15 protein-coding genes are annotated in these 15,864 nt (G+C 64.8%); 1 reads left to right on the plus strand and 14 read right to left on the minus strand.

Annotated features, from left to right (window positions below; all coding sequences use genetic code 11):
* Window positions 1-8: 8 nt before the first annotated feature.
* From CKO42_RS00630 to CKO42_RS00695, 14 genes are all read right to left on the minus strand, one after another.
* A complete protein-coding gene (locus CKO42_RS00630; protein ID WP_200236615.1) occupies window positions 9-791 on the minus strand; it encodes a cell division protein FtsQ/DivIB in 783 nt (260 codons plus the stop codon).
* Window positions 784-1,770: a D-alanine--D-alanine ligase gene (locus tag CKO42_RS00635; RefSeq protein WP_200236619.1), complete on the minus strand. Its 987-nt coding sequence runs from the start codon at window positions 1,768-1,770 to the stop codon at window positions 784-786. Before CKO42_RS00635 ends, CKO42_RS00630 begins: the two co-directional genes overlap by 8 nt.
* A complete protein-coding gene (murB, locus tag CKO42_RS00640) occupies window positions 1,767-2,669 on the minus strand; it encodes a UDP-N-acetylmuramate dehydrogenase (protein WP_338034820.1) in 903 nt (300 codons plus the stop codon). Before murB ends, CKO42_RS00635 begins: the two co-directional genes overlap by 4 nt.
* The gene (gene murC, locus CKO42_RS00645; protein ID WP_200236622.1) at window positions 2,666-4,099 is read right to left on the minus strand and encodes a UDP-N-acetylmuramate--L-alanine ligase; all 1,434 of its coding nucleotides are present in this window, start codon (window positions 4,097-4,099) and stop codon (window positions 2,666-2,668) included. Before murC ends, murB begins: the two co-directional genes overlap by 4 nt.
* Window positions 4,096-5,172 carry an undecaprenyldiphospho-muramoylpentapeptide beta-N-acetylglucosaminyltransferase gene (gene murG / locus CKO42_RS00650; RefSeq protein WP_200236625.1) on the minus strand — a complete coding sequence of 359 codons (1,077 nt, stop codon included), beginning with the start codon at window positions 5,170-5,172 and terminating at the stop codon, window positions 4,096-4,098. Before murG ends, murC begins: the two co-directional genes overlap by 4 nt.
* Window positions 5,157-6,365, minus strand: a complete 1,209-nt coding sequence (gene ftsW / locus CKO42_RS00655) for a putative lipid II flippase FtsW (protein ID WP_200236953.1) — start codon at window positions 6,363-6,365, stop codon at window positions 5,157-5,159. Before ftsW ends, murG begins: the two co-directional genes overlap by 16 nt.
* A 53-nt stretch (window positions 6,366-6,418) precedes the next feature.
* Window positions 6,419-7,789 (minus strand): UDP-N-acetylmuramoyl-L-alanine--D-glutamate ligase, encoded by a 1,371-nt coding sequence (gene murD, locus CKO42_RS00660; RefSeq protein ID WP_200236627.1) that lies wholly within the window; start codon window positions 7,787-7,789, stop codon window positions 6,419-6,421.
* Entirely contained in the window at window positions 7,786-8,868 is a 1,083-nt protein-coding gene (mraY, locus tag CKO42_RS00665) for a phospho-N-acetylmuramoyl-pentapeptide-transferase (RefSeq protein ID WP_200236630.1), read from the minus strand. The genes murD and mraY overlap by 4 nt, the downstream gene beginning before the upstream one ends.
* Window positions 8,869-8,870: 2 nt before the next feature.
* Complete coding sequence (locus CKO42_RS00670) at window positions 8,871-10,289, minus strand: UDP-N-acetylmuramoyl-tripeptide--D-alanyl-D-alanine ligase (RefSeq protein ID WP_420844249.1); 1,419 nt, start codon at window positions 10,287-10,289, stop codon at window positions 8,871-8,873.
* Window positions 10,290-10,335: 46 nt separating this feature from the next.
* Window positions 10,336-12,114 carry a peptidoglycan D,D-transpeptidase FtsI family protein gene (locus CKO42_RS00675; RefSeq protein ID WP_200236633.1) on the minus strand — a complete coding sequence of 593 codons (1,779 nt, stop codon included), beginning with the start codon at window positions 12,112-12,114 and terminating at the stop codon, window positions 10,336-10,338.
* A complete protein-coding gene (gene ftsL / locus CKO42_RS00680) occupies window positions 12,111-12,407 on the minus strand; it encodes a cell division protein FtsL (protein ID WP_200236638.1) in 297 nt (98 codons plus the stop codon). Before ftsL ends, CKO42_RS00675 begins: the two co-directional genes overlap by 4 nt.
* Complete coding sequence (gene rsmH / locus CKO42_RS00685; protein ID WP_200236641.1) at window positions 12,404-13,336, minus strand: 16S rRNA (cytosine(1402)-N(4))-methyltransferase RsmH; 933 nt, start codon at window positions 13,334-13,336, stop codon at window positions 12,404-12,406. Before rsmH ends, ftsL begins: the two co-directional genes overlap by 4 nt.
* 47 nt (window positions 13,337-13,383) lie before the next feature.
* Window positions 13,384-13,836, minus strand: coding sequence for a division/cell wall cluster transcriptional repressor MraZ (mraZ, locus tag CKO42_RS00690; RefSeq protein ID WP_200236643.1), 453 nt, complete (start codon window positions 13,834-13,836; stop codon window positions 13,384-13,386).
* 757 nt (window positions 13,837-14,593) lie between these two features.
* Entirely contained in the window at window positions 14,594-15,148 is a 555-nt protein-coding gene (locus CKO42_RS00695) for a CIA30 family protein (protein WP_242479024.1), read from the minus strand.
* 152 nt (window positions 15,149-15,300) lie between these two features.
* Here CKO42_RS00695 and CKO42_RS00700 point away from each other — a divergent pair, with 152 nt between their 5' ends.
* Window positions 15,301-15,804 (plus strand): methyltransferase family protein, encoded by a 504-nt coding sequence (locus CKO42_RS00700; protein WP_200236646.1) that lies wholly within the window; start codon window positions 15,301-15,303, stop codon window positions 15,802-15,804.
* Window positions 15,805-15,864: the final 60 nt, after the last annotated feature.

Raw genomic sequence — 15,864 nt, forward strand, 5'->3', positions numbered from 1 at the left:
TTTAGAATTCAGTTAGCCGCGATGCGCTTGGGGCCGCCAGCGCTGTTGCCGACCGGCAGCCAGCGCACCGCGAGGCCATTGGCGTAGCGGAGATCGAGTCGGGTTGGGATGCCGATCGCCTCGATTTGGCTGTAGGCAGCGATCAAGCGCTCGAGCCGCTGTTCGACCTCATCGGTGCCGAGCAGCACGTCGGTGCCGCCGAGCAGCTCGATCGACCAGTCGCCCCGCGCATCGCGCTGGACCCCGTCGACGATCAGTCCGAGCGCGAGCAGTCGCGAGCCCCAATCGAGGAAGCGGTTGACCACCTCCGGTGCTTGTTCATCATTGGCAGCGCCGAGGCGCGCCAGCCCAGCCGGTAGCCGCCCATCGCTGGGGCGGAATACCACGCCATCCTCGGTGACCAGCCCACTTTCATTCCAGCGCGCAAGCGCGCTGTGCTCGCGCACCCTGACCTGAATACGGTCGGGCCAGATCCGGCGTGTCGTCGCCTGCTCGACCCAAGGCAAAGCCTGTACCCGAGCGCGGAGCGTCGCCAGATTCTGGGTCAGGATGCCGCCGGTGATCTCTTTGCTAATGGTCTGCTGCAGGGCCTCGCGCGAGAGTCCATGCATCTCGCCGTCGATACTGACGACGCGAACCGGCAGCAGTACCGGCTCCCATTGCAGGCCGATCCAGCCGGCGCCGATCAGCCCACAGAGCAGCAGGACTGCGGTCAACAGTCGGGCGATGATGCTCAGCCGCGTCCTGGGTCGAACGGACGGTTGTTGAAGCTCATGGGTTGGCTCAGTCATGGGAGGGGGTCTCCAGCATGCTGGTCTCGAGGATGCGTGCACAGAGGCTGTCGAAGTCGATGCCGGCGGTTTGGGCGGCCATCGGCACCAGGCTGTGATCCGTCATCCCAGGGATGGTGTTGACCTCCAGCAGCCTGGGGTTACCGGCCTCGTCGAGCATGAAGTCGACGCGGCCCCAACCGCTGCCGCCGACGGCGTGGAAGGCCTTAAGGCACAGCGCCTGATACTCGGTCTCGATGGACTCCGGCAGTCCGCAGGGGCAGAGGTACGAGGTGCTATTGGCCTGATACTTGGCGTCGAAGTCATAGAAGACGTTCGGTGTCTCGAGCCGGATGAGCGGTAGCGCCTGCTCGCCGAGGATGGCGCAGGTGTACTCTGCACCGGTCAACCAGCGCTCGGCGAGAACAACAGCATCGAGCTTGGCCGCTTCATGCCAGGCTGCGATCAACTCGTCGCGGTCATTGGCGCGCGCCATGCCCAGGCTGGAGCCCTCGTGGGCCGGTTTGATCATCAGCGGAAACCCGAGGTCAACCGCCTGCTGGAGATCGGCCTCGTCGAGGATCAGCGCGAACTCGGCGGTCGGTAGGCCAGCGCCGCCCCAGACCCGCTTGGTGCGGTACTTGTCCATGCCGATCGCCGAGCCGAGCACGCCGGAGCCGGTGTAGGGCAGTCCCAAGGTTTCGAGTGCTCCCTGGATTTGGCCATCTTCACCGCCGCGCCCGTGCAAGATCAGGAAGGCGCGATCAAAGCGCTGTGGGTTCAGCACCTGGAATAGGGCACTGCCGGGATGGTCGGCCGGGTCAAGCGGTGTGACATCGATGCCCAGGCGCTGCAGTGCAGCCAGCACGGCGGCGCCGCTCCTGAGCGAGATCGGGCGCTCTTCGGAGCTGCCGCCCAGGATCAGCGCAACCCGTCCGTAGCGTGCCGGATCAATGGGCTCGAGGGCCAAGGTCTTGGGGTTTGGAGCCAAGCTCGTCATGCAAATGCTCCGAGGCGGCGGACTTCCGGCTGCAAGCGAATCCCGCTGCTGCGCTCGACCTCGTCTTGCACGAGTGCGATCAGCGCGGCGATATCGCTCGCGGTGGCGTCACCGAGGTTGATGATGAAGTTGGCATGCTTGGGCGAGACCTCGGCACCGCCGATGCGACGGCCCTTGAGCCCCGCGGCCTCGATCAGGCGCGCGGCGTGATCGCCAGCCGGGTTGCGAAACACCGAGCCACAGCTCGGCACGCCGGTCGGCTGGGTGGCGGCGCGCCGATCCAGCAGCTCGCGGATGCGCGCCTGTGCCGCCTCGGTGTCGCCGGGCTCTAGCACCAGATCGGCACCCAGGAACCATTCGCCCTCTGGTCCCATTACCTGCCGATAGCCATAACGGAAATCGGCCGACCCGAGCTCGCGGATCTGGCCCTGTCGATCGATGGTGCGCACGCCGCGCACCAGCGGCCAGGTCTCGCCGCCCCAGGCGCCAGCATTCATCGCCAAGGCGCCGCCCATGGTGCCGGGAATGCCGGCGAGAAACTCGGCGCCGACCAGGCCTTGGCGGCTGGCAAAGCGGGCGACCTTGGCGCAGCTCGCGCCGGCCTCGACGCGAATCGCGTGGTCTGGGAGTTGGCTGATGCCGTTCAAGCAACCTTGCGTGTGGATGACCGTGCCAGCCAAGCCGGCATCGCTGATCAGCAGATTGCTGCCGAGGCCGAGCCAGAACAGCGGCTCATCGGCATCGAGCCTGGTTAGGAATGCGGCCAGATCCTGGGCGTCAGCCGGTCGATACAGGCGTTGCGCTGGCCCGCCGACGCGCCAACTGGTGTAGCGCGCGAGCGGCTCGTTCAGGCGCAGCTCGCCGCGCAGCGCGGGCCCGTTGAGCGTGGGCGCATTCACGACCGCACCTCGCTGAGCAGGCTCGGCAAGCGGGCCGGGAGCTGGCCGATGTCGCCAGCGCCAGAGATCAGGAGCAGGTCGCCCGGCTCGAGCAGGGCGTCGAGCAAGGCGGGTGCCTCGCTGAGGTTCTGCGCGAAGACCGGCTCAACCTGCCCGCGCGAGCGTATCGCCCGGCTCAGACTGCGGCCATCGGCGCCTGGAATGGGCTGCTCGCCGGCGGCATAGACCTCGCAGAGCACCAGCAGGTCGACCTCGGACAGCACCTGCGCGAAATCGTCGAATTGCTCTTGGGTGCGCGAATAACGGTGAGGCTGGAACAGCAGCACCAGCCGCCGGCCGGGCCAGCCGCCGCGTGCGGCCTCGATGGTCGCGGCGAGCTCGCGCGGATGATGCCCGTAATCGTCGATCAGCGTCACCGAGCCGCCATCCGGCAACGGGCAGTCGCTGACCACGAAGCGCCGGCCGATGCCAGCAAAGGTGCTCAGCGCGTGCTGGATCGCGGTCTCTTCGACGCCCAGCTCCAGTGCGATCGCGATCGCGGCCAGGGCGTTCAGGACATTGTGCCGACCGGGCAGATTGAGCTCGACCGGGAAGGGCTCTGCGGCGTCCGCGTGCCTGACCTCGAAGCGCATGCGCAGCCCCTGCTGGCTGATATTCAGTGCGCGCACGTCGGCCTGCGCCTCGGTGCCATAGGTGCGCATCGGGCGCGAGATGGTCGGGATCAGCGCGGCCACCTCGGGATCATCCACGCAAAGCACCGCCAGCCCATAGAACGGCAGGTGGTGGATGAATTCCTTGAAGGTGCTGCGCAGCCGGTCGAAGTCGTTGCCGTAGGTGCGCATGTGGTCGGCGTCGATGTTGGTGACCACCGCCAGCATCGGCTGCAGATAGAGGAAGGAGGCATCACTCTCGTCGGCCTCGGCGATCAGGTATTTGCTGCTGCCGAGCCGCGCATTGGCGCCGGCGCTGTTGAGCAGGCCGCCGATGACGAAGGTCGGGTCCAGATTGGCCTCGGCCAGCACACTGGCGATCAGGCTGGTGGTGGTGGTCTTGCCATGGGTGCCGGCGACGGCAACGCCATAATGGAAGCGCATCAGCTCGGCCAGCATCTCAGCGCGGCGCACCACCGGGATACGTTCCGCGCGGGCGGCGAGGATCTCGGGGTTGCTCTCGTCGATGGCGGTGGAGACCACCACTACATCGACGTCGGCGACCTGCTCGGCGCGATGGCCGATGAAGCACTGGACGCCCAAGCCGGTGAGTCGGCGCACGACCTCGTTCTCGCGCTGGTCCGAGCCCTGGACCTCGTAGCCGAGGTTGGTCATCAGCTCGGCGATGCCGCTCATGCCGGCACCGCCGATGCCGATGAAGTGCAGACGCCGCATCCGGCCCATGTTGGCCGCGCTGTGGGTGCGATGAGCGGCATTCATTGCGCCAGCTCCAGGCAGGCTTCGGCGATGCGCTCAGCGGCGTCCGGCTGGGCCTTGGCGCGTGCGGCCTCGGCCATGCGCAGGCGCTGGCTCGGATCGGCGAGCAGCGGCTCGAGCAGGGCGGCGAGCCGCTCGCGGCTCATCTCGCGCTGCAGCAGGAGTTGGGCGGCGCCGGCTTCACTGAGCCAGCGCCCATTGCCGACCTGATGGTCATCGACCGCATGCGGATAGGGCACCAGGATCGCTGGCAAGCCCGCTGCTGCCAGCTCGGAGACCGTGAGCGCGCCACTGCGGCAGACCACCAGATCAGCCCAGCCATAGGCCTCGGCCATGTCGGCGATGAAGGGCGTCACCTCGGCCCCGATACCGGCCGCGGCATAGGCTTGCTGGGCCAGCGCCAGGGTGCGCTCGCCGGCCTGGTGGCGGACCGCTGGACGCAGCGACGGCGGCAGCAGGGCGAGGGCTTGAGCCATGGTCTCGTTCAAGGCTTGGGCGCCGAGTGATCCACCCAGAACCAGCAGTCGCGCTGGGCCGGAGCGGCCAGCGAGGCGCGCGGCTGGCGCTGGCAGCGCGCTGATCGCTGCACGCACCGGGTTGCCGGTGGTGATGGCCTGGCGAGTGTTTGGGAAGCTGTTCGGAAACGCCTCGAATACGCGATCGGCGACCCGCGCCAACCATTGGTTGGTCATGCCCGGCACGCTGTTTTGCTCCTGGATCAGCAGGGGCCGACGTTGCATCCAAGCCATGATGCCGCCTGGCCCCGAGGCGAAGCCGCCCATGCCAAGTACAGCGGCCGGGTCACGTCGTTTAAGCACGCCAGCGGCCTCGCCGAGAGCTCCCGCGAGCTTCAGCGGCGCAGCGGCGAGGGTGCGCAGGCCTTTGCCGCGGATGCCCGCGACCGATAGCCATTCGATCTCGAAGCCGCGCTCGGGCACCAGGCGTGACTCGAGACCAGCACGGGTACCGAGCCAGAATACCTCTGCACCGCGCACGCGCAGCACCTCGGCCACTGCCAAAGCAGGGAAGACATGTCCGCCGGTGCCACCGGCCATGATCGCTATGCGCGGCGCCATCGAATCCCCCTCGGTGTGCCTAGGCTGCGAGCAACGCCGGCCTCTGGGAGCGGCCTGCTGTCCTTGCGGCGCAGTTCAAAATCGATGCGTAGCAGCACTGCGGCAACCATTACCGAGACGATGAGGGCGTTGCTGCCGTAGCTGATGAAGGGCAGTGGTAGGCCTTTGGTTGGCAGCATGCCGGTATTGACGCCAGCGCTGATGAAGGCCTGCATCCCAAGCAACAGGCCGAAGCCATGCGCGGCATAGGCTGAGAAGCCATCACCCATGGCTTGAGCACGCGCACCGATGTCGAAGGCGCGCCAAGCGATCAGCGCAAAGGTGAAGATGACGCCGATCACCCCGAACATGCCGAGTTCCTCGCCGATGACCGCAAGCAAGAAATCGGTGTGTGCCTCGGGCAGGTAAAACTGCTTTTGAATCCCGTTACCCAGACCAACGCCAAACCATTCGCCGCGGCCCATCGCGATCAGGGCATGGCTGAGTTGATAGCCGGTGTTGAAGGGGTCTTTGAAGGGATCGATGAACGAGGTCACACGCACCAGCCGATAAGGCTCGATCCAGATCAGCAGTGCGAGACCGGCCCCGATGGTGATGAACAAGAGTGCAAACGGCCATAAGGCCGCGCCGCCGAGCAGTAACAGCGCCATCACCGTGGCGAGGATCACCACGGTGGTGCCGAAATCAGGCTGCACCATGATCAGACTGGCGGCGATACCAATGAGGACCATCGGCCGAATGAAGCCGACCACCGAGGTGGTGACCTCATGCTGGCGTCGCACCAGATAGCCTGAAAGATAGATCACCGCGACGAATTTGATCAGCTCCGACGGCTGCAGATTCAAGGGGCCAAGTGGAATCCAGCGGGTCGCGCCATTCACGGTTCGGCCGATACCGGGCACCAAGACCAGCACCAACAGGCCGCAGCTGAGCAAGAGCAGCCAGATGCCCGAGCGCTCCCAGACCTGGACCGGGATCGCAAAACAGACCAGTCCACAGATCAGCGCGAGTCCTAGCGCGATGCCATGGCGGACGACGAAGAAGAACGGATCGGCATAGTCGCGGGTCCCAATCGGCAGCGACGCCGAGGCCACCATGACGAATCCGAGCCCGAGCAGCCCAAGGACGCAGACCAACAACAGCCCGTCAATAACCGGCTCGCTGCGGTCGCGCCGTCGCGTCCGACCGCGCATCGCCGATGCGCTAAGCCGCGCGGCTGGAGGGCTGTTAGGCAGTCGCGTTGCGGTCATGGCGCTAAGCCTGCGACCGCGGCAGCAAAGGCGCGACCGCGATGCTGGTAGTCATCGAACATATCGAAGCTGGCGCAGGCCGGAGAGAGCAAAACCGCGTCTCCGGGCTGTGCGAGATGCTCCGCGAGTCGGACCGCCTCTTCCATGCTAGCGGCCCGGTGCAAGGGCGCCGTGTCGTTCAGGGCCTGCTCAAGCAGTGCCGCGTCGCGGCCGATGAGGATGACCGCGTGTGCACAGCGGCTCACCACAGGCGCCAAGGTGGAGAAGTCCGCGCCCTTACCTTCGCCACCGGCGATGAGCACGGCCCGGGCGGGTGCTGCAGAAGTGCCTTGTCTTGGCTCGTCGACGATGCCGGCCAGCGCGGCGATAGTTGCACCCGGGTTGGTGCCCTTGGAGTCGTTGATCCAGCGCACGCCGCGTCTCTCGGCGACCAGTTCGCTTCGGTGCGCAAGCCCCGGAAATTCGCGCAGCACCTCGCAGCCGGCCTCCGGGCTGACGCCAGCCATCTCGGCCAGTGCGAGTGCCGCCAAGGCGTTGGCCAGGTTGTGCCGTCCGGGCATGCGAAGCTCGGTCGTCGCGATCAGTGGCGTACGACCACGCGCTAGCCAGACCTGCTGGTCGTTTGAGATCAACCCGTAGTCGACCTCGTTGGTTGGCTCGCTCAGCGAGAAGCCGACTTGGTCTGCGACCCCGGCCGCGAGTGCCGACGCAGCTGGATCATCGCGGTTGACCAGGGCGCGCTCGGCATGGGCGAAGATCCGAGCCTTCGCGGCGCCATAAGCGGCCATGTCCGGGTAGCGATCCAGATGGTCGGCTGACAGGTTGATCACGGTCGCGGCATGGGTTGGTAGGCACTCTGTCGTCTCGAGCTGGAAGCTCGACAGCTCAAGCACGTACCATTGCGCATCGGCGCGGAGCAGATCCAAGACCGGGATGCCGAGATTGCCGCCGACCGCGGCATCCAGCCCGGCGTGCCGGAGCATCTCTCCGACCAGGGTCGTCACCGTGCTCTTGCCATTGGAGCCGGTGATCGCGATCACCGGTGCCGTTGCTGCGCGCGCGAACAGCTCGACATCGCCGACGATGGGGATGCCTTTGTCAGAGGCAGCCCGCAGCGCGGCCGTGCTTACTGGAACCCCGGGGCTGACAATGATCTCGTCGACCGCCGCCAAGACTGAGGCGTCGAAGCCGCCGACCAACACGGCAACGTCAGGCAGCTCTTCCTGCAGCTGCGCGAGTCCGGGCGGGGTCGTGCGCGAGTCCAGCACGGCAACCTCGGCGCCCTGCGCATGCAGCCAACGCGCGCAGGAGAGGCCGGTCTTGCCCAAGCCGACCACCGCGACCTTCTTGGCGCGCACTTGGCTCATCGGATCTTCAGGCTCGCCAATCCGACTAGGACCAAGATGACCGTCACGATCCAGAAGCGGACGATGACGCGCGGCTCGGGCCAGCCCTTGAGCTCGTAGTGATGATGCAGCGGGGCCATGCGGAAGACACGCTTGCCGGTGAGCTTGTACGAGCCGACCTGAATCATCACCGAGAGCGTCTCGAGCACGAAGATGCCGCCCATGATGAAGAGCACGATCTCCTGCTTCGCAACCACCGCAATCGTGCCCAGTGCGGCGCCTAGCGCCAGGGCGCCGACATCGCCCATGAAGACCTGGGCCGGATAGGTGTTGAACCAGAGGAAGCCGAGGCCGGCGCCGGCGAGTGCGCCGCAGAAGATCACCACCTCGCCGACATTCGGTACATAGGGGATCTTCAGATAGCCGGCGATCTCGATATTCCCGGCGGCGTAGACCATGATGCCGAGGCCGCCGGCGACCATCACCGAAGGCAGCACGGCGAGGCCGTCGAGGCCGTCGGTGAGATTGACGGCGTTGCTGGAGCCGACGATGACCAGATAGGCAAAGATCACGAACAGTGGTCCAAGCTGGAAGCTGACGTCCTTCAAGTAGGGGATCAGCAGCGCGGTCTCGCCTGTTGTGGTGGCGCTGAAATACAGATAGAGGGCCGCACCCAAGCCAGCGATGGTCTGCCAGAAGTACTTCCAGCGCGCCGGGAGCCCTTTCGGGTCGCGCAAGACCAACTTGCGGTAATCGTCGAGCAGGCCAATCGCGCCGAAGGCGAGGGTGGTCAACAGCACCACCCAGACGAAGCGGTTGTGCAGGTCGGCCCAGAGCAGGGTACTGACGGCGATGGCCACCAGGATCAGGGTGCCACCCATGGTTGGCGTGCCGGCCTTGGAGAAATGGCTCTCGGGACCGTCGCTGCGCACGGTTTGGCCGACCTTGTAGGCGCTCAGCCAGCGGATCAGTGGCCGGCCGATCAGCAACGAGATCGCCAACGCGGTCAGCACACCCAGGATGGTGCGCAACGTCAGATAGCGGAAGACGTTGAAGCCGCTCTGATATTGGCTGAGCCAGTCGGTCAGGAGCAGGAGCATACTCAGCGCGCCTCCCTGTCCGCACAGAGTGCGTCAGCGACGCGATCCATGGCCGACAGCCTAGAGCCTTTCACCAGAAGTACATCAGCGGGGCCGGTCTCGGCGAGCAGCGCTGCGATCAGCGCGTCCTGATCGGCGAAGTGGCGAGCGCCTGCGCCGAAGCCTTCGACCGCGTGCTGACTGAGCGTCCCGACCGCGAAGAGGCTGCTGGCGCCCGCCGCTCGGGCAGCAACGCCCATCTCATGATGGACCTCTGTGCTATCCGGTCCGAGCTCGCCAAAATCGCCCATGACCAAGAGATGGCGCCCGTCCGGCTCGAGTGGTAGGGCGGTGAGCACGTCGACGGCAGCGGCCAGCGAGTCCGGGTTCGCGTTATAGCTGTCGTCGAGCAGCTTGGCGCCGGTGCTCGTGTGCCGCGGCTGCAGGCGGCGTTTGACCGGCACCATCTGCTCGAGGCCGGCGCGAATCCTGGCGGGCTCGATGCCTAATGCGGTGGTGCCGGCAATCGCGGCGAGCGCGTTGCGCACATTGTGCGAGCCGGCCAGCGGCAGCGCGATCTCAACCTCATGGCCCTTGATGTTCGCCGTGAAATGGCTGCGGAATCCATCCGCATCCCAGGTTTCGGTGATGGCGTTTTCATCCGCTTTGACCTGAGCGCTGGGGCCGGTGCCAAAGGTTAGTAGCGGGCGGCCAGCGGCGAGCTGCTGCCATAAGGGCGTCCAGGGGACATCGGCCATGACCACGAAGGTGCCCTCTGGCGGCAGGCCACGGGCGATCTCGCCCTTGGCATGGGCCACGCCCTCGACGCTGCCGAAGCCCTCCAGGTGGGCGCGGCCGGCATTGGTGATCAGCGCCACATCAGGGCGAGCGATGTCGGTCATATAGCCGATCTCGCCGTGATGATTGGCGCCCATCTCGAGGATGAGAAAGTCTTCATCGCGGGCCGCGAGCAGGGTCAGCGGCATGCCGATGTCGTTATTCAGGTTGCCGGCGGTGGCGCGAGTGGCGCCGGCCTGGGAGAGGATCGCAGCGGTCATCTCTTTGACCGTCGTCTTGCCGTTGCTACCGGTGATGGCGATCACTTGCGCGGGGATGCGCTCGCGCCAAGCGGCGGCGAGGCGCCCCAGTGCGAGCCGCGTGTCTTTGACGATCAGCTGTGGCAGGTCGATGTAGAGTGGCCGGTCGACCAAGACCGCAGCGGCGCCGCTGGCGGCCGCGCTGGCAACATAGTCATGGCCGTCGAAGCGCTCACCTTGAAGCGCGATGAACAGCAAGCCATGACAATCGCCACGGCTGTCAGTGGTGACGCCGCTGTAAGCGACGTCTGCACCGACGAGCCGTGCGCCAATCGCCCGCGCCGTCTCGCTGAGGGTCCACATGGGTGGGTTCGTCCGCTGCGGGTCTGCGTGTTGCGGGCTCATCGGCTCAGGCCTCGCCGTTCGTTGAGCGGGTCTGTGTGCAGGGCCATCATGGTTTTCCCTCGGTCGAGGAGGTCAAGATCAATGGATGCTTAGGATCATCCGGAGCCACGTTGTAGAGGCGCAGCGCAGCCGGCATCACGCGGGCGAAGGTCGGCGCGGCGACGGCGCCGCCGTAATACTCCTTGCCGCCCGGCTCATCGATCATGACCACCATGACAAAGCGCGGGCTCGTCACTGGCGCCAAACCGACGAAGACCGACTGGTATTTGCCGTCGACATAACCACGCTCGGTCGCCTTCTTCGCCGTTCCCGTCTTGCCGGCAACGCGATAGCCGGGGATGGCGGCTCGACGTGCGGTGCCCTCGGTCGAGATCACGGTCTCGAGCATGAGGCGCACGGCCTGTGCGGTCTCGGGCGCGAAGACGCGCTCTCCGGCTGGCACGCTATCGCGCCGGAGCAGGGTCGCGGGCCGGCTGATGCCGTCGGTGGCGATGATGGCGTAGGCCTGGGCGAGCTGCAGGGTGGTGACGTTGAGCCCATAGCCGAACGCGAGCGTCGCATGCTCGAAGTTGGACCAACCGTCGAAATGCGGCAGATAGCCGGAGCGCTCTCCCGGGAAGCCAACATTGCTGGTCTGGCCGAAGCCGAGACGCCGATAGAGCTGCCAGAGCACGGCCCGATCCATCTGTTGCGCAATCTTGACCACGCCGACGTTGCTCGACTTGGTGATGACGCTGGTGGTGTCGAGCTGGCCCAGGTTGCGATAGTCACGTACCCGGTTGCGGCCGACCTGCAACACGCCAGGAGAGGTGCTGATCGGGCTGTGCGGATGCACCAGCCCGCGCTCGAGTGCTGCGGCGACCACGAACGGCTTGACCGTGGAACCGGGTTCGAAGACATCGGTCAGCGCACGGTTGCGGCGCTCTTCCGCCGACTCTTGCCGCGGCTGATTGGGGTTGAAAGAGGGCTGGTTGACGAGTGCCAGGATCTCGCCGGTGGTTACATCCAACAGCGTCGCCGAGCCACCGACGGCCTTGTTTTCCTCAACGGCGCGCTTGAGCTCGCGGTAGGCGAGGAATTGCAGCCGCTGATCGATGCTGAGCACGATGTCTTCGCCATGCTCAGGCGCCTGCAACTGTTCGACCTCTTCGACGATGCGCCGATGACCGTCTTGAATGACGCGGCGCTTGCCTGGCGCGGCCTTGAGCGCGTTGTTTGCAACCAGTTCAATGCCTTCTTGGCCCTGATTATCGATATTGGTGAAGCCGACGACCTGGCTGAAGATCTCGCCACCCGGGTAGAAGCGACGATACTCGGTCTCCATGCCGATGCCGTTGAGGCGATAGGTCTCAACCACGTCCTCGACCGCGCGTGCCCGATGTGGCTCGACACGTCGCTGCAGGTACATATAGCGACGGCCCTTGGCGGCGTACTCGCTAACCTTGGCCGCGAGATCGGCGGTTGGCTCTTCGAGCGCGCGGGCGAGTGGCTCGAGCGCATCGCTGCGCTCGGCGAGCAGCTGCGGGTCGGCCCAGATCGTTGCGACTGAGGTGCTGATGGCCAAGGGCTGGTGATTACGATCCATGATGATCCCGCGCCGGGCCGGAATCTCACGATCCCGCAAGAAGCGCTTAGCACCTTCATCCTGGAGGAAATCGGTCTCGACGACCTGGCGATAAAAGGCGCTGGCGGTGACCGAGACGAAGGCCATCACCAATGCCGCGCCGATGAGAAACCGGCGCTCGCCAAAACGCTTCTTCCTGCGCTGGCGCTCGGCCTCGTGCAGACGCTGATAGGCGTTTTTGACTTGACTCGGTTCGATCATTCGGTGTTGACCTCGACGATGCGCAGCTCGCCAGTCCGCGGCAGATGCATTTGGAGTGACTGTCGGGCCCGGCGTTCAACCCGCGTCTGCGTTCCCATGGCCGCCTCTTCGATGCGCAGGCGACCCCATTCGACATCGAGCGCATCGCGCGCGGCACGAACCGCTTGTAGGTCCACGAACTCGATTCGAGTCAAATACTTGACGTAAACCACAGCGGTGGCGGTGGCGACCACGGCTAGGCCGAGTAAGGCCACGCCAACCAGTGCTCCGGTTTGCAGACCTAGCGTTTTCATGGCAGCCGCTCGGCGATGCGAAGCACCGCGCTGCGTGCGCGCGGGTTGCGCTCGATCTCCGCCGCTGATGGCCTTGTCGCGCTGCCGATCGGGCGCAACCGCCGGCATAGCTCAGCGTCACGGACCGGCACGCGCTTGGGGATACTCGCGCCCTGCGCCTCGTCGCGGATGAAGCGTTTTACTAGCCGATCTTCCAGCGAATGGAAGCTGATGACGACCAAACGCCCGCCGCTGGCGAGCAGATCGCAGACCCCGGCTAGCGCGCTGCGCAGCTCGTCGAGCTCGGCATTGATCTGGATGCGAATGGCCTGAAAGCTGCGGGTTGCCGGATGCTTGCCCGGCTCGCGGGTAGGCACGGTGCGTTCGATGAGGGCCGCGAGCTGGCCGGTTGTGCTGATCGGTGCCTGCTGTCGCGCGGCGATGATGGCGCGCGCAATGCGGCGCGCAAACCGCTCCTCGCCCAGTTCTTGTAGGGCGCGGGCAATGTCCTGCTCGCTCGCGGTCGCAAGCCAGTCCGCGGCACTCTGTCCGGTGCTCGGGTCCATCCGCATGTCGAGCGGGGCGTCGGCGTTGAAGCTGAAGCCGCGTTCTGGCTGGTCGAGCTGCGGAGATGAAACACCCAGATCGAGCAGGATGCCGTTGACACGGCCGCTCCAGCCTCTCGCCTCGGCAAGCTCTGGCAACTGCGAGTAACGCGCGCGCTCGATCTCGAAGCGGGTGTCGTCCTCGGCCAGGGTGGCTGCCGCGGCAACCGCTTCCGGGTCTCGATCGACGGCCAAGAGCCTTCCCGAGGGACCGAGTCGCGCCAGCAGCGCGCGCGCGTGACCGCCGCGGCCGAAGGTGCCGTCGAGATAGAAGCCCGATGTCTGTATGGCTAAGGCCTGCATGCTTTCGTCCAACAGAACCGGTACGTGACCCCGCGATGCCATTGGCTGGCTCGCCCCCCTATACGCTTGTTGTTGTCCTAAGTCCTTGTCTAAAAAGAGAAGGATGCTGTTTCCGGATTCGCGGCAAGGCGCGAAAGATCAACGTTTTCAGCGCCTTTGATCGTGGCTTGCCAGGCCGACTCGTCCCACAGCTCGAAGCGATTCACCATGCCGACCAGCGCCACGCGCTTCTCCAAGGCGGCAAATTCACGTTGCGCTGGGGTCAGCAGCACGCGTCCCTGGGCGTCCATGTCGACGTCGTTGGCGTATCCGATCAGCAACCGCTGTAAGGCGGTCGTCTCCTCGAGATGCGCCGGCATCGCGTTGAGCTTGCGCTCGAGCTCAGCAAAACCTGGTTCCGGATAAATCAGTAAGCACCGCTGCGGATGGGCGGTGATGACGAGATGAGAGTCGCAGAGCTGCGCTAACCGTTCGCGTTGTCGTGACGGAATCGCAAGACGTCCTTTGGCGTCCAGGTTGAGAAATTGTGTCCCCCGAAACATGACCGGCCCCCCTTAAAGGCGGTCATCACCCCAAAACTCCACCGCACCCCACTTTTTTCCAATCTTAGGTGGCGGGTTTCCTACGGTCAAGGCGATTATCCAGATTTTCCTTTTGCAACAAGAAGCTTGGCGCGGTTTCGTGTGTTCTTTCTTGGAGCCTAAGATAAGATATATATTTCAATAGGATACTGTTGCTTTTTCATGTGAAGTGAAGAGTGATGGCCTCGCCCGCGATGACATCAATGCCGGTGGGGCAAAGTGGAGTGGATGTTGGCGAAAGGGCGCTGCAGCGCCGTGGTTATGCCCTGCTGATACCGCATCGGTGGGGCGAGGATGCAGCCCTGGCGCGGGATCAAAGGCAATCAGGGGGTGCCGGGGCGAGACGAACGGGCGGAGACGACGCCAGGAGAGCCTGGTCGACTTGCTGAGGCCAGAGCGCCTTCTCTAGCGCTGTAGCCTCAGGCCTTGTATATGGTCCAGTCTTTCCGCTGATCAGGGTTTCCCTGATGGCTTGCTCAGTGAATCTCCGATGAGCGAACTCAGAATCAGCCATTTCGGACGTTTTGTTCGAGAGAAAAGTGAGGTCTTAACGTGAATCTCAGGCGATACATTTTTCGGGGTGGCGCCTCGCCATGAGCCTTAGGTTGCTCGACGGCCGCAAGTGCTGACGAATGAGTCAAGTCTGATGTCGCAGTGCAGCAAAATCATGGCTCGCCGGTCGGAGGCGGAGCCTGGCGAGTAGAAGGCGAGTAGAAGGCTAGTAGAAGCCGATCTCGGCGATGCAGACGTCGGCGCTCATGGCCCGCCCGATGGCGACGATGCCAAGGCGTTTGAGTCGGGCTGGATCAAGCGTGGGAACGAGACGGTGTGGCTCGAAGGATGAGAATGGCAGTCGCACCTCTTGCCAAGCCGATCCGGTCTGGAACGCGGCGCGGTAAGACTGCCAGGGTAGCCTGGTGGCTGCGGTCTTGAGGTGAAGGTTGTAGTCAGCACCATCGCCGCGCACGATGAGCCTGACCCCGCTGTAGGCGCTTGCGTCTAAGAGTCCGCGATCGGGACTGAGATCCAGGTTCATTTGGACGAAGCCACCGTTATTTTCGAGGCTAACGGTGCCGGTTAGGCAAAGCGCTGGGCGTCCGTCAATCACAGCGCGCGTCATCTGCGCCTCCGAGATCCCGCCCATCACGCGGTCGGTGGTAAGGCGCCAGGCGGTACCGAGCCTAGACGCGTCTCGATCCTGGCGAAAATCGTCGATCAGTCCGGGAGGGGCGGCAAAGGCCGGATTCATCATCGCAAGGAGGGCTAGGAGCATCGGCTTGAACATCTACATAGTCTGTACCGTCCGTCCACCCTGGGTCCAGGGCAAGGTCGATTGAACTTCGATTTCTTGATATCCAGCCGACACGCGGGGCCGGGCCGATGCGATACTGACGCGCTTTGATCATTCCTGAGACGGAGACCTTCATGAGCCAATCCAGCGACCGGCCACGGCCTGGGCTTGGACGGCGCGGCGAAATGCTCGTCGCGGTCCAGTTCGCGCTAATGATCATCTTTGCGATGACCCCGGTCTGGCATCCAGGGCTCTCGCCAGCGCTGCTCGCCGAGCTGCTGCTGCCGAGGCTGATCCTGGCGATCCCCTTCGTGCTCGCGGCGCTGGTGCTTGGCGCCATGGGCTCGCATCATATCCGCGATTACCTGACGCCCTTGCCCTATCCTGTCGACCACAGCCAGTTAGTCCAGCACGGGGTCTACAGCCTGGTGCGTCATCCGCTCTATGCAAGCCTGCTGAGCGCCGCGCTAGCCTGGACGTTCTACTCGCTCAGCCTGTCCCATCTGCTGTGGCTGGTGATCGGCTTCCTCTTCTTCGATTTCAAGGCGCGTAAAGAAGAGGCTTGGCTGACCGAGCGTCATCCTGAATACCGCGACTATGCTGCGCGCGTCAGCAAGTTCATCCCTTATCTGTACTAACAGATCCGTACTGACAGATCCGTACTGACAGATCTCCACTGAGAGCGGCTTCAGACTGTG

Source organism: Lamprobacter modestohalophilus, assembly GCF_016583905.1.
Taxonomy (GTDB): Bacteria; Pseudomonadota; Gammaproteobacteria; order Chromatiales; family Chromatiaceae; genus Lamprobacter; species Lamprobacter modestohalophilus.